Here is a 16,769-nt window from a genome sequence, read left to right on the forward strand (position 1 = left end):
CCGTGGTCGGCGCGGGTCTCATGCAGTTGCAGGCGCGCCTGGAGCGATGGGACTACGAGCGGCACGCCGAGGACTGACCATCCGCCCGCCCGCGGCCGCGGTCTACGCATTTATGCCGATGTTTTGCGCCTCGTCGCGCCCGCACGCTGGCTAACATGAGCGAGATCGATATGCCGCTGGTGGACTGGAGCGAGCAAAGCGTGAGCGAGCTGCCCATTGGGACCGTGACGTTGCTGCTTGCCGACGTCGAAGGCTCCACCCGGTTGTGGGAAACCCAGTCCGACGTCATGGCGGCCGCGCTCGAGCGCCTCAATCGAACGGTGGACGAGCTGGTCGCCACCCACGGCGGGGTGCGGCCGGTCGAGCAGGGCGAGGGCGATAGCTTCGTGCTCGCGTTCGCGCGCGCCAGCGACGCCGTGGCCTGCGCCCTCGGGCTGCAACTCGCGCCGCTGGCGCCGATCCGGCTGCGCATCGGCGTGCACACCGGCGAGGTGCAGTTGCGCGATGCCGGCAACTACGCCGGACCCACCATCAACCGGACCGCGCGGCTGCGCGACCTCGCGCACGGTGGGCAGACCGTGCTGTCCGGTGCCACCGAACCGTTGGTGGTCGACCGGTTACCGGCCGATGCCTGGTTGACCGATTTGGGTGTCCATCCGCTGCGCGACCTGCCGCGACCGGAACGTGTCGTGCAACTCAACCACCCCGATTTGCGCAACGACTTCGCGCCGCTGCGCACCGCGAATGACCTTGCAGGAACTCATCTTCCAGCCCAGCTGACCAGCTTCGTAGGCCGTGGCTCGCAGGTCGGTGACATCGGGCAGCTGTTGAAGGAGAACAGGCTGGTGACCCTGACCGGCGCCGGAGGGGTGGGCAAAACCCGGTTGGCGATTCAGGTCGCCGGAGAAGCGGCGCGCGAGTTCGGCGGCGGGGTTTGGTTTGTCGATCTCGCGCCGGTCACCAATCCGCTCGTCGTGCCCGTCGTCCTGGCGCGCACCCTGGGCCTTGCCGACCAGCCGGGCCGCTCCACCATTGAGACGGTGTCCAAATTCGTCAGCGGCCGAAAGATTTTGCTGCTCTTGGATAATTGCGAACATCTTCTCGACGCCAGCGCGGCCCTGGCCGTCGCCCTGCTCGAGGCCGGCCCGGATGTCACGGTGCTGGCCACCAGCCGCGAGCCGATCGGCATCGCCGGGGAGCTGACCTGGCGGGTGCCGTCGCTGTCGGTGGGCGGCGAGGCCGTGTCGTTGTTCGTTGACCGGGCCCGCCGCACCAGGCCGGATTTCCGCCTCACCGAGGACAATTCGTCCGCGATCGGTGAGATCTGCCGGCGCCTGGACGGCATGCCGCTGGCGATCGAGCTGGCGGCCGCGCGCACCCGCACCCTGTCGCTGAGCCAGATCGTCGACGGCCTCCACCACAACTTCCGCCTGCTCGCCGGGGGCGCGCGCACCGCGGTACGCCGCCAGCAGACGCTGCGCGCGTCCATCGACTGGTCGCACGCCATGCTCACCGAGCCGGAACGCATCCTGTTTCGCCGCCTCGCGGTGTTCATGGGCGGCTTCGACCTCGACGCCGCGCACGCCGCGGGCGCCGACGCCGGCGTGGAGCACTTCCAGCTGATCGATCTGCTCGGGCTGCTGGTGGACAAGTCACTGGTCGTCGCCGAGGAAATCCAGGGCACGATGCGCTACCGCCTGCTGGAAACCGTGCGCCAGTACGGCCTGGAAAAGCTTGCGGAGTCGGGCGAAGCCGAGGCGGTGCGGACCCGGCACCGCGACCACTACACCGCCACCGCGGCGACGCAGGAATCTCGGACGGGCGGCGACGGAACGCCGTTGGTGCCCTGGGCCGAACTCGAGATGGATAATCTGCGGGCCGCGCACGCGTGGAGTTGCGACGCCGGGGAATTCGAGCCGGCGCTGCGGCTGGTGTCGGCGTTGCAGCGGGTGTGGGTGACGCGCGGGCGGTTCCGCGAGGGCGTGGCCGGGTTCGCCGCCGTGTTCGACGATGAGCGCTACCGCGACGACGACGTCGCCCACGACATCTGGATACGAGCGGTCGCCGACGCCGGGCTGCTAGGAGTCTGGTTCTCCGTCCCGTTCAGCCTGCAACGGGCTGAGGAAGCGCTGACCGCGGCGCGCGAACTCGGCGATCGGTCGCTCATCGTGCACGCGCTGATGACCTGCGGCATGCTGGCCTTCAACGACGCCGAGTTGGCCACGCCGTATTTGGGCGAGGCGGTCGAGTTGGTCCGCGCGTCGGGCGACCGTTCCGGCCTTTACCTGGTGCGCGCCTACGAATGCTTCGCCCGCAATGCCGCCGGCGACCCCATCGCCTCGCAAGCGGCGGGCGAGGAGGCGATTGCTGTGGCCGACGCGCTCGGCGACAGCTTCATGTCCCGGTACACCCGGACGTTCCTCGTCGGCTCGCTGGCGCTGCAGGGCAAACTGGCCGAAAGCCTTCTCGTGGCCCGTTCGCTGGTGGACGAGGCGCGGGCGGCCGGGGACCGCACGATGGAGGCGTTCGGTCTGATGTCCTTGGGGAACCCGCTCGTGTACACGGGCGATGCCGCCGCCGCGCGCGCGGCCGCGCAGGCCGCGCTCGAAGTCGGCGCCGCGATGGGGGGCTTCCACGAGGACAGCGTCTATGTGGGCCTGGCCTATTCCGCGCTGGCCCGTGGCGACGCCGCCGCGGCGAAGGAGTTCTGCGATGCGGCCTGGCGACACACCTATCCGCTGAAGGAACTGTTCACCCGGAGCCTGGTACCGATGGCCGAGGCGGCCATGTGCTGCGGCGATCTGAGCGCCGCCCGCGGCTGGGCGGACGGCACCGTCGCGGTCGTCCCGGGGGCCTACCGGGCGTGGGCCCTTATCGCGCGCGCCCGCGTCGCGATGGCCCAGGGCGAGCCGCAGCAGGCCGAGCGCGACCTGCACCACGCCATCGAGGTCGCCGAGCGCACCGGCGGGTACCTGCGCCTGCCCGATGCGCTCGAATGCCTGGCCGGGCTGGTTGGCGACCCCGAGCACGCCGCGCGCCTGTTCGGCGCGGCCGAGGGCATGCGACAGCGGCACGGCGAGGTGCGCTTCAAGGTCTTCCAAGAGGACTATGACGCGTCGGTCGCGGCGGTGCGTGATGCGTTGGGGGGACAGGGGTCCTTTGACGTCGCCTGGTCTGAAGGAAGCGCGCTTACCACCGGCGAGGCCATCGCCTACGCGCGGCGCGGCCGCGGGGCGCGCGGGCGCCCGGCCAGCGGCTGGGAGTCCCTGACGCCCAGCGAGCGCGACGTCGTTCGGTTGGTGGGAGAAGGGCTGTCCAACAAAGACATTGCCGCCCGGTTGTTCATCTCGCCGCGCACCGTGCATTCGCACCTTACGCATGTCTACGCGAAGCTCGGGGTGTCGTCGCGGGTGCAACTCCTCCGCGAAGCCGACCGGCACGCCTAGCGTTGCGCCGAATGTGAAGCTACCGCGATAATTTTCGCGATTTTTCGCAGCAGCTGCACGCTCGGCGAGGGCGGCGCCCCCGAGCTCACGCCAGCCGTTTGGCGGCCAACTCGCGAAGCTCGCCGGCCTTGATCTTGGCGTTGCCGGTCACCGCCACCTCGTCCTCACGGAAGAACAGCACATGACGGGGCACCTTGTAGCTCGCCAGGCGCTGGCGCAGGAAACCCAAAAGCTCTTCGGTGTCGACGATCACGCCGTCGTGCGGCACCACGCAGGCGACGACGGCCTCGCCGAGCGTCTCGTGCGGAACGCCGACGGTCTGCGCCACCTTGACGCCGGGGTGCGCCATCAGGGCCTCGTCGACCTCGCGGGGCGAGACATTGGCCCCGCCGGTCTTGATGATGTCGGTGAGCCGGCCCTGCCAGTACAGCCGGCCCTCGTCGTCGAGGTAGCCGCCGTCACCGGTGGGGAAAAAGCCCTCGGCGTCGAGGGTTTCGTCGAGCGGCACGCCGATGTAGCCGAGCATCAGGGTGGGGCCCTTGACGTGGATCTCGCCCGGCTGGCCGCGGGCCACGATGGCGCCGGTCAGCGGGTCGGTGATCTTGAGGGTCACGCCCGGCAGCGCCACCCCGAAGCTGTCGGCGTGGACGTCGGGCGGGGTGTTGGCGGGGTAACCCGTTGTGATCGTGAACGTTTCGGTGTTGCCGTAGGCGTGCCCGGGCTCGTGCCACTCGCCCGACACCGTGGGATGGTGGGCGATCGGGGTCTTGAAGTCCGCGAACCGCACGCTGCTCAGATCCACCCGGTCCCAGTTGGGCGCGCCCTCCAGCTGGGCCCACTGGTGCGGCCAGGCGAATGGGAAGTTCACCCGCTCGGCCTGCATGAGCTCGAGCGCCTCGGCCGCGTCGAACGTCGACTGCAGCACCAGCGCCCCGCCGCTGGCCAGCGTCGAGCCGAGCACCATGGCAAAATTGCCGGACCAGAAAAAGCCGTTCGCGGTCCATCCCCGGACGTGGTCGTCCGGGGTGAACCCGTACATGCGCCGGAAACGCCAGAGCTGGATGCACACGCCGCGATGCGCGCTGAGGATGCCCTTGGGCTTGCTCGTAGAGCCCGACGAGAAGAACAGCACGGCGGGGTCGCTGGGCAGCGCGGCCGCGGCGGTCGCCTGGACCAACTCGCGGGGTACCGCGTCGCCGGACGCCAGAAACTCGTCCCAGGATTCGATGCCCTCCGCCGGCTCGCCGACCGCGACGAGGCGACGCAGGAAGGGATAGTTCGCCGGGTCCAGCCCGGCCAGGATGGCCGCGAAGTCCTTCGATGGCACCTTGCGCTCGAACAGCAGTACCGAAACGGCCGACGCCCGCAGCAGGTAGTCCAGCTCGGACGGCGTGGAAAACGTGCTGAGGGTGACGGCCAGCCCGCCCGCCAGCGACGTACCGAACACCGCGGCAAGCCATTCCGGCCGGTTGGTCATCAGGATCCCGACGCGGCCGTCCTTGCCCAGCCCGCAGCCGCGCAGCGCGCGCGCCACCTCCATCGCGCGTTCCCACAGCTGCGCGTACGTCCAGCGCACGACGCCGTCGGCGGTGCGCCACACCACCGCCTCCCGCTCGCCGTACGCCCGCGTCACCTCGCGCAGGAAGCCGGGCAGCGTCAGCGGCCCCAGCCCAGGCTCCTCCGCGAGGGGCGGCCCGGACACCATCGAAAGCTGTTGCATCGCTACAGCGGCAGCTCGACCTCGGCCGTGCAACCCACCAGCATGTCCCCGTTCTGGTTGGTCAGGCGCAGCTTCACCTGTACGAGCGGCACGCCCCACGTCGACTCCGGTTGCTTGTCGACGATCTCGGCGTCGAAATAGGTGACGTCGCCCTCGAAGGCGGGCGTGCGGAAGTCGGCCTTGGAGTGGCGCACCATGCCGTCGTGGCCGGCCCAGTACGCGAGGTAGTCGGTGCACCACGCGCCCATCGTCGCGCCGTAGCCGTAGGCGCGCGCCATGCCGACCTCGCTGGCCCGCTCGGCATCGATGTGCCCGCGCGAGGGGCCGACGTACAACCCGTCGCGCTTGCGCGGGTCGATCTTCGCGTCCTCCTCGTCGAACGCGAAGTCCTTGCCCCAGCCCGGATCCTGATACACCCAGGGGTCCTCGATGCCCGGCGGCGCCACCCATTCGAAGGTGCCCCAGATGTTGAACAGGAAGGCGCGGTATTCGGTGGTGAAGCTCGCGATGCTGTGCGGGCCGATCACCCGGCGCGGCAGCGTGTCCCCGACCTTCACCTCGTCGAAGCGCGGCGAGACGCCCAGCCGGTTGGACTCGAGCCATTCCCGGCGGAGCCGCTCGACGGCCTCGAGCTCCGGCTGCGTCCAGCGTTTGATCTCGCCCAGCTGGTTTTCGAACATCCCGCGCTTGGTCGCCTCCTCGTAGAGGTAGCGGATGGCGGTGGACCGCTCGCGTGCCACCAGGGCGCCGTGCTGGTTGGTGTGGACGGTGTCACCCCGCGAGAACATCGTGGGGCCGGCGAATTTCGTCTCGGTCACCTTGTAGTCGTGGAACCGGCGCTGCTGGAACAACTTGTCGCCGGGCCGCACCGGGCAGCCGTAGAACCACCATTCCTCGCCGCCGAAGATCAAGTGGCTGTTGGGAATGTGGCCCACGCACGCCGGCGCGGCGCCGTGCCCGTAGTCCAGGGCCACCGCGATGGACTGCGGCGCGACGATCCCGCCGAACTTCGAGGCGCGGGCGAACTGCTCGTCCCAGTGCAGCGGGTTGGGGTAGTCCATCGCCATCACCCAGCGCCGAATGTCCGAGGAACTACAGGGATCCCACAGCTGTCCCCCGCCCACCGGCTTACCCACCCGGTGATCGACGTCGGACAGATCCAGCTGGACGCTCTTGGCGCCGCTATCAGCCATCTCCCGTCCCACTAGCGGTTGACGTCGACGACGATGCGGCCCCGCACCTTGCCGTTCATGAGTTCGCCGGCCGCGGCGATGGCCTCGCCCAGCGCGATGTCGCGGGCGATCGAATCCAGCGCGCCGGTATCCAGGTCGCGCGCGAGGCGCTCCCAGGCCGTCAGGCGCCGCTGCTTGGGCGCCATCACGCTGTCGATGCCGAGCAGCGAAACGCCGCGCAGGATGAACGGCGCGACCGTGGCCGGGAAATCCATGCCCTGGGCCAGACCGCAGGCGGCCACCGCGCCGCCGTACCGCGTCTGCGCGCAGGCGTTCGCCAGGGTGTGGCTGCCGGCGGTGTCGACGACGCCGGCCCAGCGCTCCTTCTGCAGCGGCTTGCCGGCCTCGCCGAGCTCGGCGCGATCCAGCACCGTGACGGCGCCGAGTTGCTGCAGGTACGCCTGTTCCGACGACTTCCCGGTCGCGGCAGCCACTTTGAACCCGGCCGCGGTGAGCAACGCGATCGCGACGCTACCGACGCCGCCCGTCGCGCCGGTCACCAGCACCTCGCCCTGCTCGGGGGACACCCCGTGCTGCAGCAGGGCGTCCACGCACAGGCTGGCGGTGTAGCCGGCGGTGCCGATCGCCATCGCCTGGCGGGTGGTGAATGCGGACGGCAAGGGCACCAGCCAGTCGCCGTTGAGGCGGGCGCGCTGAGCCAGCCCGCCCCAATGCGTTTCGCCCACGCCCCAGCCGTTGAGGACCACACGGTCGCCCTTCTTCCAGTCGGCGTGGCTGCTGTCGGTCACCACGCCCGCGAGGTCGATGCCGGGGACCATCGGGAACTTGCGCACCACCGGCGATTTGCCCGTGATCGCCAGGCCGTCCTTGTAGTTCAGGGTGGAGTACTCGACGTCGACCGCAACGTCGCCCTCGGGCAGCTGCGCCTCGTCCACGTCGGTGACCCCGACGGACTGGCCCGTATCACCCTTTTCGATCAGAACTGCTGAAAACACCTGTGTCTCATCCCTTCTGCTCGGGCGCTTCTTCAGGCCCGTAGCCCAATGTGCTCTTGACTTCCAGGTATTCGTGGAACCCGAACTCGCACCACTCCCGGCCGTTGCCGCTGCGCTTGTAGCCGCCGAACGGCGCGTTCATGTCGAAGGCGTGGTTGATCGTCACCCACCCCGCCCGGATCTTGCGGGCCACCTCCCGCGCCTTGTCGAGGTCGGCGCCCGAGACGTACCCGGCCAGGCCGTAGTCGGTGTCGTTGGCGATCTCGACGGCCTGGTCGAGGTCGTCGTAGCCGAGCATGCACAGCACCGGGCCGAAGATCTCCTCGCGCGCGATCGTCATGTCGTTGGTGACGTTCGCGAAGACGGTCGGCTTTACGTAGTAGCCCGTTTCCAGCCCCGCCGGACGGCCCGGGCCGCCGGCGACAACGCTCGCACCCTCGTCGATGCCCTGCTGGATCAGGCGTTGGACCTTTTCGAACTGCGCCTTCGACGCCACCGGCCCGATCGCCCTCGCGTCGTCGGCGCTGCCCACCCGTACCTGTTCGGCGACCTCGCGCGCGATCGAGATCGCTTCGGCCATGCGCGAATTCGGTACCAACATGCGCGACGGCGCGTTGCAGCTCTGCCCGGAGTTCGGCATCATGTTCGTCACGCCCGCGCGCACGCTGTCGGCGAAGCCCGCATCGTCGAGCACGACGTTGGGGCTCTTGCCGCCGAGCTCCTGGGTCACCCGCTTCACCGTCGCGGCGGCGTTGCGGGCCACCTCGACGCCCGCCCGGGTGGATCCGGTGAACGAGACCATGTCGATGTCGGGGTGGGCGGCCAGGGCGACACCCACCCCGGGCCCGTCGCCGTTGACCAGGTTGTACACCCCGGCGGGCACGCCGGCGGCGTCGAGGATCTCGGTGAAGATGTAGGCCGAGAACGGCGCCACCTCGGAGGGTTTGAGGATCATGGTGCACCCGGTCGCCAGCGCCGGGTACACCTTGACCGCGATCTGGTTCAGCGGCCAGTTCCACGGCGTGATCAGCCCGCACACGCCGATCGGTTCCTTGACGATCAGCGTGGCGCCGTGCTGTTCCTCGAACGGGTAGTTCTTCAGCACGTCGATCGCCGTCGCCAGGTGCCCGATCCCGAGTTGGACCTGCGGGCCGGCGGCCAGCGAGGGCGGGGCGCCCATTTCCTCGGTGACCGCGTCCGCGAGGTCGCCCGCGCGCTTCTGGTATTCGGCGAGGATGGCCTGCAGCAGGTCCAGGCGTTGCTCGCGGCTGCTCTGCGACCAGCTCGCGAAGGCTCGTCGGGCGGCGTTGACCGCCACGTCGACGTCGGCGGCCGACCCGAGCGAGATCTTGCCGCCGACCTGCTCGGTCGCCGGGTTCTCGACGTCAAAGGGGTTGGGCCGCACGGGGTCCACCCACTGTCCGTCGATGTAGAACTTCAGGTATTCGCGCATCAGCTCATCCTTCTCTTACTGGGTACCTTCGGCATACCAGGTGCGGAATCGGTCGTACTTCGGCATCTCCTCGGAGTTGGCCTTCGGGTCGATGCACACGTGTACCACACCGACTTTGCCGCTGGCGTAGGCGCGGGCGATCGCCGGGCGGATCTCGTCTTCCTTTTCGACGAACTCGCCGTGGCACCCGAAACCCTCGGCGACCTTGTCGAGGCGGACGTCCTTGCTCCAGTGCACGCCGGGCTGCGGCGACGGCTGCTCGAATGTGCGCTTGTAGACGCCCACCTCAAGGCCCCACTGGTGGTCGACCCCCACCACGCAGACCAACGGAAGATTTTGCCGCGCAGCGGTTTCCAGTTCGGCGATGTGGAACAGGAACGCCGAATCACTGGTCATCAGCATCACCGGGCGCTTGCGGCCCTCGGCGACCGATGCCCCGACCGCGTAGGGCAGGCCGGTGCCCAGGTGACCGAAGTTCTGGTTCCAGATGACGTCGCGCGGCTTGGCCTGCGAGTAGGTCCACCCGAAGATGACGGTCGCGCCGCCATCGCGGACCATGATGCCGTCGTCGAGATCGTTGAACGCCTTGGTGGCCTCGACGATGAATCGCGCCGGGTGGATCGGCGAACGGCCCGACGGCGCACTCTCGGCAAGCTGCGCGAGTTCCTCGGCGTCTGCGCTGACCAACTTCTCGAGGTTCGCCGACGGAGTGCGCGGCGTGTCCCGCAGCGCGTCGACGAGCTGCGGCACGACGCCGCGCAGGTCCCCCACCAGCGGCACGTCGAACTGGCGGTTGACGCCGATTGCGGCCGGGTCCTGCTCGACGTACACCCATTTGCGGTTCGCATCGTTGCCCGCCCAATGCTGGGTCCGGCCGTAGTGCATGGGCTCACCGAGTTCGGTTCCCAGCGCGACGCACAGGTCGGATTCCTCGACGGCCTCGTTGGCGGCCGGGGAGAACAGGTAGGCGAAGGTGCGCTCCTCTAGGCCGGGGATGTACGAGGTGCCGCCGGAGGTCTGGATGACCGGGCAGGCCATCAGCTCGGCCAGCTCTTTGACCGCCGCACCGGTGCGCGAGGTGTGGACGGCGTGCCCGACCAACAGGATGGGGCTCTTGGCCTCCCGGATCAGTTTCGCGGCCTCGGCGATCTCGGGGGCGCCGGCCCCCTGGTTGACGAGCCGGTACCGGTTGGGCGGCAACGGATCCGGCACGTCGAGCTCCTCGAGGATGACGTGCGACGGGTACTCGATGTAGGCCGGGCCGGGTGTTCCCGACATGGCCCGGCGGATCGCCTCGCGGACGATCTCATCGGTTTGGTCCGCGTACTCGATGGACGCGCTGTACTTGACGGACGCGGCGAAAAGCGGTTCCTGACGGACGAATTGAATGCGCCCGCGCCGAACCCGGCGCTCGGTGACGCGGGCGCGCTGGCCGCCGAGAAAGATCACCGGCGAGTTCTCCACGAGCGCGCACTGGATCGCCCCCGCGATGTTGGCCATGCCCGGCCCCAGCGTGCCGATGCACAGGCCCGGCTTGCCCGTGATGCGCGACGCCGCCTCGGCCATGAACCCCGCGCTCAGTTCGTGATGCGGCGCGACCACGGACCATCCGCGCGAATCCGCCTCCATGAACATGTGCACGAAGTTCGGATCCGGTATGCCGAACAGCGTGTTCACGCCCTCGGCCTCGAACAGGTCGAGGATGCGCTTGTAGACGGGCACGGCCATGGTCAAAGTTCCTTTCTCCCGCGCGCGCCGAGTTCGGCGAGTACTTCGTCGGTGTGGGCGCCGAGCTCCGGCGCGGGCCCCGCGACCCGACCCGGCGTCCGGGAGAACCAGGTGGGCACGCCGGGGAATCGCACCGGCCCGTGCTGGGTGTCCACCGTCTCGAACATGCCGACGGCGTTCAGATGCGGGTCGTCGAACAGCGCGCCGGGCGTGTTCAGGGGCGCGGCCGGTATCTCGAGTTCGTGGAACAGCTCCAGCCACTCCTGCGTCGATCGCTCCTTCATCGTCTCGGCGAGCAGCCCGTAGACGGTATCGATCTGGTGCGCGCGCTGTTCGAGCGTCGCGTACAGCTCGCCGGCCCACGGTGGCTGCACGGCCGCCACGAAGGCGTTCCAGTGCTTGTCGTTGTAGATCAGCGCGGCGATGTGCCCGTCGCTGGTGCGGTAGGGGCGGCGGTTGGGCGCCACCGTGCGCGGGTACACCGCGGGCCCCAGCGGGGGGTCGAACATGGCGCCGTTGGCGTGTTCGACGAGGATGAACGAGGCCATGGTCTCGAACATGGCGACCTCGACCTCCTGGCCCTGCCCGGTGCGTTCGCGGTGGAACAGCGCCATGGTGGTCGCATACAGCGCCGTCAGGCCGGCGACCTTGTCGGCCATGATCGTTCCGACGTAGTCGGCCTCGCCGGTCAGTTGCTGCTGGACGGCCGGCAGCCCGCATTCGGCCTGGATCGTGTCGTCGTAGGCCGGCCGGTCGCGGTCGGGTCCGCGGTGCCCGTAGCCGTAGCAGTTGGTGTAGACGATCGCCGGGTTGAGCGCGGCGACGTCGTCGTAGCCGAAGCCGAGCTTGGCGATCGCCTTGGCGCGCATCGAGTGGATGAACACGTCCGCGGTCTGCACCAGCGCGCGCAGCGCGGCCGTTCCGGCGTCGGTCCGCAGGTCGAGCACGACGCTGCGCTTGCCGCGGTTGACGTTGACGAACACGCCGCTCATTCCCGGCGCGGGCCCGACCGAGATGTATCGGGTGTTGTCGCCCTGCGGCGGTTCGACTTTGATCACGTCGGCGCCCATGTCGGCCATGATCTGCGTACAGTACGGTCCCATCACCATCGCGGTGAGGTCGATCACCCGCACGCCGGCCAGCGGGCCCGCGCCTGTCCGGTCAGCCATGCAACGCGCCCCGTTCGCTGCAGCGGTGCGCCAGATCGAAGCTGTAGCGGATGTGGCGGTCGTGGCCGTCGGGCACGACCGGGAAGACCAGCGGCGCCTCGACGTTGCGGATCGCGTCGAGGTGCTCGCCCACCTCCTCGACCGTCCACGAGGGCCGGTACACGCCCGGGCTTTCGGCGACGACGGCCCGCGCCACCCGGCCCGCCAGCGCGATGAAGATCTCGCCGGTGACCGAGCAGGCTTCGTGCGCGAGCCAACCCACCACGGGCGCAACGAGTTCCGGGCCCATCGGCGGGTAGGCCGAGATGTCGATGCCCTCGGCCATCCTGGTCACCGCGGCCGGCACGATCACGTTGCACGTCACACCCTCGGCGGCACCCTCGAGCGCCGCGACGTTGGCCAGCCCGATCACGCCGGCCTTGGCGGCCGCATAGTTGGCCACGTCGTGGTTTCCGTACAGGCCGCCGATCGACGAGGTGAGCACGATGCGCCCGTAACCGGCCCCGCACATCACCGGAAACGCCGGGCGCACGACGTGGAACGCGCCGCGCAGGTGGACGTCGAGCACGGCGTCGAAGTCCTCGTCGCTCATCTGTTTCAGCGAGCCGCGGCGCACGTTGCCGGCGTTGTGGATCAGCACGTCGATGCGGCCGTAGCGGTCGAGCGCGGTCGCGACGATGGCGTCGCCGCCCGCCCGGGTCGCGACCGACTCGGTGCACGCGACGGCGTCCCCGCCGGCCGCGGTGATCTCGGCGACCACGTCGTCGGCGGGTCCCGCGTCGCCGCCGTCGCCGGTCAGCGCGCCCCCGGGGTCGTTGACGACGACCTTCGCCCCGCGCGAGGCGAGCAGCAGGGCATAGGAGCGGCCGAGCCCTCGGCCGGCCCCGGTCACGACGGCGACCCGATCGTCGAATCTCAACTCGGCCATTTAGCGCCCGAGTTCGAGGCCATCGAGATCACCCTTGGCGCGCCACTGTTTGAGCAGGTCGTCGAACACGTAGAAGCCCGGCATGTAGGGGTCTCCGATGGCCGAGCGGATGCCCTCGCCGCCACCGCCGCCCTCGTTGTTGTAGTAGCCCGGCGTGCAGGAGACCGCGAAATCCGAGGCGTCGATCGAGGTTTCGCGGATCGTCCTGATCCAGTTGTCCTGGGCCTCCTGGCTCGGCTCGACGGTTGTCGCGCCGCGCGCTATCGCCTCGGAGATGAGGTATGCGATGTGTTCGGCCTGCTGCTCGAGCATCGCGGTGGTGTTGCCCGCCACCCCGCCCTGAATGAAGCCGGTGAAGAACTGGTTGGGGAAGCCCACGCTGGTCATCCCGTGCAGTGACTTGTAGCCGTCGCGCCAGTGATCGAAGAGCGACAGGCCGTCGCGGCCCTCGATCACCTCGATCGCGTAACGACGGCTGATATCCGTGGTGATCTCGAAGCCGCTGGCGAAGATGATGCAGTCGACTTCGTACTCGACGCCGCCCGCGACGATCCCCTTTTCGGTGAGCCGTTCCACGCCTTTGGATTCCGACACGTCGACCAGCGTGACGTTCGGGCGGTTGAACGTCGGCAGGTATTCGTCGCTGCTGCAGGGACGCTTGCACATGAAGCGGTAATACGGTTTGAGCGCCTCGGCCGTCTCCGAGTCGTCGACGAGTTCCCCGACGCGGCGCCGCAACCGCTCCATGACCTTGTAATCCTCTTCTTCGCGGATGGCCATGATCTGCTCGATGGTCAGCGACGCGGGATCGTCGGCGGCCGCGATCCGCGCGGTCAGGTTGCGCCCCAGCTCGGTCCAGAAGTCACACACCAGATCCGGCTCGTCGAACACCGCGCCCTCGCCCAGCGGCGACCAGCGGTGGAAATTGCGCTTGCGTTCCTCCTGCCAGCCCGGCCGCAGCGACGCAGCCCACTGGGGGTCGGTCGGCTCGTTGCCGCGAACGTCGACCGACGACGGCGTCCGCTGAAACACGAAGAGGTGCTGGGCATCCCGGCCCAGATGGGGAACCAGCTGCACGCCGGTCGCGCCGGTGCCGACCAGCGCGACCCGCTTGTCGTGCAGCCTGTGCAGCCCACCGTTGGCGTCCCCGCCCGTGTAGTCGTAGTCCCAGCGGGCGGAATGGAACATGTGCCCCTTGAAGTCCTTGATGCCTGGAACGCCGGGCAGCTTCGGTCGATTGAACGAGCCCTGCGCCATCACCACGAACCGGGCGCGGATGTCGTCGCCGCGGTTGGTGCTCAACCGCCAGCGCTTGATCGTCTCGTCCCACCGCGCCTGGCGCACCTGGGTCGACAGGATCGCGCCGTCGTAGAGCCCGAAATGCTTTGCGATACGCCGGCAATGCTCGTAGATCTCGGCGCCGTCGGCGAACTTTTTCGACGGCATGTAGTTGAGTTCTTCCAGCATCGGCATGTAGCAGTAGGCGTCGTTGTCGCACTGGATTCCGGGAAATCGATTCCAATACCAGACCCCGCCGAAGTCCCCGCCCATCTCGATGACGTGGACGTCGCCGACGCCGGCCTTCTTCAGGTACGCGCCGGCCAGCAGCCCGGCGATGCCGCCGCCGAGCACCGCCACCTCGACGTCTTCGGAAAGCGGCGTCCGCGGCGTCACCGGCGTGTGGGGATCGACCTCGGCGAATTCGGCGAACTCGTCCTTGAGCTCCAGGTACTGCTTCGAACCCTCCGGGCGCAGGCGCTTGTCGCGTTCGTGAAGGTACTTGGCGCGCAGCGCGTCGATGTCGATGTCGTCGGGCGTCCGCGTCGGTCCGCACGTCTCGAAAAGTGTCATACGTCTAAAGCTCCCGCGGTTCGCCGGTGCCCATGTACTTGGACAATTGGTAGTGCAGGTTGACCGTGCTGCGCTCGCGGTAGGGGTTGGGCTTGGTGCCCGGAAAGCCCAGGGATTTCATGCCCTGTTGCACGGCGGCCATGTTGGAGAAGTCCTGGGGCAAGACCGACAGCCACCTGGGGTCGCCGACCGGTGTGTGTTCCCATTCCGTTTGCGGCTCTTGGCCCTTCGGGTATAGCTCGAACACCGACACCTCGAAGATGCACTTGTCGGGGTTGTAGCTGGGGTGCGGCCGCGCGCCGTAGCAGAGCGCGACCGTCAGGCCCTGGCCGATCTGGAAGTTCGGGAAGATCTGCCACGCGGTGCCCGCCTGCCCGAGGATGTCGGGCGGAATCGTCGGCCAGATCACGCCGCGGGCCTCGTCGTCGCGGCGCGCCGACGCCAGCCAGTGCTCGAGGACCTTGTCGGCCGGTGTGCCCTCGGGCAACTCGTCGACCAGCCGCTTGGCGGCGTTCACCAATGTCTCGGTGGTGGAGGTGTTCGTTTCTTCCATCGTGTAGATCTGCATCTCCGCGGTCGACACCCGCGGATCGGCGCCGGTGCCGAGGCGGATCTTGGACTTGGTCGCGGCGAGATCGTCCGGGGCGTCGTAGCCGATGTTGCTGTGCTTGCCCTGCGCCTTGGCCCAGCCCTTGAATTCGCCGAACTTGTTGAACTCCGGGTGCGTGGTGAATACGTGGTAGGTCTCGTTGAAGGCCTCCAGCGCGACCTTCCAATTGCAGTCGAACGTCAGCCATTTGCGCCATTTGTAGCGCATGTTCTCCAGGCCGAACGGGTCGAGGATCTTCGCGGCCGGGAATAGGTAGTCGGCCAGCGGCTCGCAGTCCGGGTCCATGTTGATCCACAGCCAGCCGCCCCACGTGTCGACCCTGACCGGGCGCAGGTGGGTGTTGTCCGGCGTCAGCGTGTCCTGCCAGTCCTGCCGCTCGCGGATGTGGGTGCAGGCCCCGTCCAGGCCGTAGGTCCAGCCGTGGAAGCCGCACACGAACGACTTGCGGGTGCGGCCGCACGCGTTCTTCGCGCCCTCGGGCGTGTCGATCAGGCGGCGGCCGCGGTGCATGCAGACGTTGTGGTGGGCCCGAAATTCGTTGGCTCCGCTGCGCACCACGATGATCGAGTCGTCGAGGATGTCGTAGGTCAGGTAGCTGCCGACCTCGGGCAGCTCCTCGACGCGGCCCACCTGCTGCCAGACCTTGCGCCAAAGCCTGTCGCGCTCCGCGCGGGCGTAGTCCTCGCTGACGTACGCCTCGACGCCGATCGTCATCGGCTTCGAAAGTTCCTCGGCCCCTGGGCCGTTCGCCGCGGGTTTCGCGTCCTTGGCCAGATCGGTCATCACATCCTCCTTATGGCCGCGCGGAAGGATTCGTCTTTGAGGAACAGCGAGGTGTTGTCGGCGCCGAGGTGGCTCCACCTGAGGTCGAGCCCGCCGTCGACGAGCAGCGTCTGGCCGGTGACGTAGCTCGACAGCTCCGAGAGCAGGAACAGGATGGCGCCGGCCTGCTCCTCGGGGCGTCCGCGGCGGCCCATCGCGATCGCCTGGCGATCGCGCTCGGGGTCCTCGTCGACGTAGGTGCGCGACGCCGCGGTCTCGGTGACGCCCGGCGCCACGGCGTTGACCCGGATCCCGGCCAGCGCCAGCTCCAGCGCCATGGTGCGGGTCATCGCCGCGATCGCCGCCTTGGCGGTCCCGTAGGCGATGTGGAACGGGGCGGTGTTCATGCCGCTGATCGAGGAGATCGACACGATCGATCCGGGCCGCTGCTGCGCGACGAGTTCGGCCGCCACGGCCCGGCTCATGAAGAACGCCGTCTCGAGGTTGTCGGCGAAGATCTTGCGCCAGTCCTCGCGCGTGACGCGGGTCGACGGCATCCACGTCGACGGGTCGGCGCCACCGGCGACGTTGACCAACCCGTACAGGATCCCCTCGGCGCGCCGCGCCCGGTCGAGGACCGCGGCGATGCCGTCGTCGGTGGACGCGTCTGCCGCGACGGGCAGCACCGCCAGGCCCTGCCGCGCGAGCGGCGCGACGTGCTCGTCGAGGTTTTCCTTCGAGCGGCTCACCGCGATCACCGTCGCTCCGGCCCCGGCCGCCATCGCGGTCACGGTCGTGCCGATGCCGCCGCCGCCGGCGCCGGACACCACCACGATGCGACCGTCCAGCCTGAGGTGTCCGAGGAAGTCCTGCATTACCTGCTTTCGTCCGCGGCGAAAACTCCCGCAATTGTC

Annotated in this window: 11 protein-coding genes; 1 reads left to right on the forward strand and 10 read right to left on the reverse strand. The window is 68.9% G+C overall.

Annotation, left to right across the window (positions count from 1 at the left end):
• The first annotated feature begins 155 nt into the window (after positions 1 to 155).
• A complete protein-coding gene (locus tag BST11_RS00945) occupies positions 156 to 3,446 on the forward strand; it encodes a helix-turn-helix transcriptional regulator (RefSeq protein WP_083136149.1) in 3,291 nt (1,096 codons plus the stop codon).
• A gap of 85 nt (positions 3,447 to 3,531) precedes the next feature.
• Here the strand turns inward: BST11_RS00945 and BST11_RS00950 are convergent, their stop codons facing one another.
• Genes BST11_RS00950 through BST11_RS00995 form a run of 10 tightly spaced genes read right to left on the reverse strand, consistent with a single transcriptional unit; the run spans position 3,532 to position 16,730 of the window.
• On the reverse strand, positions 3,532 to 5,151 hold the full coding sequence (locus tag BST11_RS00950; RefSeq protein WP_244897438.1) for a class I adenylate-forming enzyme family protein: 1,620 nt from the start codon (positions 5,149 to 5,151) through the stop codon (positions 3,532 to 3,534).
• Between the two features lie 17 nt (positions 5,152 to 5,168).
• Entirely contained in the window at positions 5,169 to 6,359 is a 1,191-nt protein-coding gene (locus BST11_RS00955; protein ID WP_083136151.1) for an FAS1-like dehydratase domain-containing protein, read from the reverse strand.
• An 11-nt stretch (positions 6,360 to 6,370) separates the two neighbouring features.
• Positions 6,371 to 7,354 (reverse strand): acrylyl-CoA reductase (NADPH), encoded by a 984-nt coding sequence (gene acuI, locus BST11_RS00960; RefSeq protein ID WP_083136152.1) that lies wholly within the window; start codon positions 7,352 to 7,354, stop codon positions 6,371 to 6,373.
• A gap of 7 nt (positions 7,355 to 7,361) precedes the next feature.
• Entirely contained in the window at positions 7,362 to 8,807 is a 1,446-nt protein-coding gene (locus tag BST11_RS00965) for an aldehyde dehydrogenase family protein (RefSeq protein ID WP_083136153.1), read from the reverse strand.
• 15 nt (positions 8,808 to 8,822) lie between these two features.
• Complete coding sequence (locus BST11_RS00970; RefSeq protein ID WP_083136154.1) at positions 8,823 to 10,535, reverse strand: thiamine pyrophosphate-binding protein; 1,713 nt, start codon at positions 10,533 to 10,535, stop codon at positions 8,823 to 8,825.
• 2 nt (positions 10,536 to 10,537) lie between these two features.
• Positions 10,538 to 11,704, reverse strand: a complete 1,167-nt coding sequence (locus BST11_RS00975; protein ID WP_083136155.1) for a CaiB/BaiF CoA transferase family protein — start codon at positions 11,702 to 11,704, stop codon at positions 10,538 to 10,540.
• On the reverse strand, positions 11,697 to 12,632 hold the full coding sequence (locus tag BST11_RS00980) for an SDR family NAD(P)-dependent oxidoreductase (RefSeq protein WP_083136156.1): 936 nt from the start codon (positions 12,630 to 12,632) through the stop codon (positions 11,697 to 11,699). Before BST11_RS00980 ends, BST11_RS00975 begins: the two co-directional genes overlap by 8 nt.
• Positions 12,633 to 14,483 carry a flavin-containing monooxygenase gene (locus BST11_RS00985; protein ID WP_083136157.1) on the reverse strand — a complete coding sequence of 617 codons (1,851 nt, stop codon included), beginning with the start codon at positions 14,481 to 14,483 and terminating at the stop codon, positions 12,633 to 12,635. It lies immediately after the preceding gene.
• A 4-nt stretch (positions 14,484 to 14,487) separates the two neighbouring features.
• Positions 14,488 to 15,876 (reverse strand): aromatic ring-hydroxylating oxygenase subunit alpha, encoded by a 1,389-nt coding sequence (locus BST11_RS00990; RefSeq protein ID WP_083136158.1) that lies wholly within the window; start codon positions 15,874 to 15,876, stop codon positions 14,488 to 14,490.
• Complete coding sequence (locus BST11_RS00995; protein ID WP_083136159.1) at positions 15,876 to 16,730, reverse strand: SDR family NAD(P)-dependent oxidoreductase; 855 nt, start codon at positions 16,728 to 16,730, stop codon at positions 15,876 to 15,878. Before BST11_RS00995 ends, BST11_RS00990 begins: the two co-directional genes overlap by 1 nt.
• Between the last annotated feature and the right edge of the window lie 39 nt (positions 16,731 to 16,769).

Source organism: Mycobacterium alsense, assembly GCF_002086635.1.
GTDB classification, from domain to species: Bacteria; Actinomycetota; Actinomycetes; order Mycobacteriales; family Mycobacteriaceae; genus Mycobacterium; species Mycobacterium alsense.

Bases quoted from the DNA above. Each gene is read 5' to 3' on its own strand.
- BST11_RS00965 (WP_083136153.1), bottom strand. From the start codon at position 8,807: ATGCGCGAATACCTGAAGTTCTACATCGACGGACAGTGGGTGGACCCC.
- BST11_RS00990 (WP_083136158.1), bottom strand. From the start codon at position 15,876: ATGACCGATCTGGCCAAGGACGCGAAACCCGCGGCGAACGGCCCAGGG.
- BST11_RS00970 (WP_083136154.1), bottom strand. From the start codon at position 10,535: ATGGCCGTGCCCGTCTACAAGCGCATCCTCGACCTGTTCGAGGCCGAG.
- BST11_RS00985 (WP_083136157.1), bottom strand. From the start codon at position 14,483: ATGACACTTTTCGAGACGTGCGGACCGACGCGGACGCCCGACGACATC.
- BST11_RS00975 (WP_083136155.1), bottom strand. From the start codon at position 11,704: ATGGCTGACCGGACAGGCGCGGGCCCGCTGGCCGGCGTGCGGGTGATC.
- BST11_RS00980 (WP_083136156.1), bottom strand. From the start codon at position 12,632: ATGGCCGAGTTGAGATTCGACGATCGGGTCGCCGTCGTGACCGGGGCC.
- BST11_RS00945 (WP_083136149.1), top strand. From the start codon at position 156: ATGAGCGAGATCGATATGCCGCTGGTGGACTGGAGCGAGCAAAGCGTG.
- BST11_RS00995 (WP_083136159.1), bottom strand. From the start codon at position 16,730: ATGCAGGACTTCCTCGGACACCTCAGGCTGGACGGTCGCATCGTGGTG.
- BST11_RS00950 (WP_244897438.1), bottom strand. From the start codon at position 5,151: ATGGTGTCCGGGCCGCCCCTCGCGGAGGAGCCTGGGCTGGGGCCGCTG.
- BST11_RS00955 (WP_083136151.1), bottom strand. From the start codon at position 6,359: ATGGCTGATAGCGGCGCCAAGAGCGTCCAGCTGGATCTGTCCGACGTC.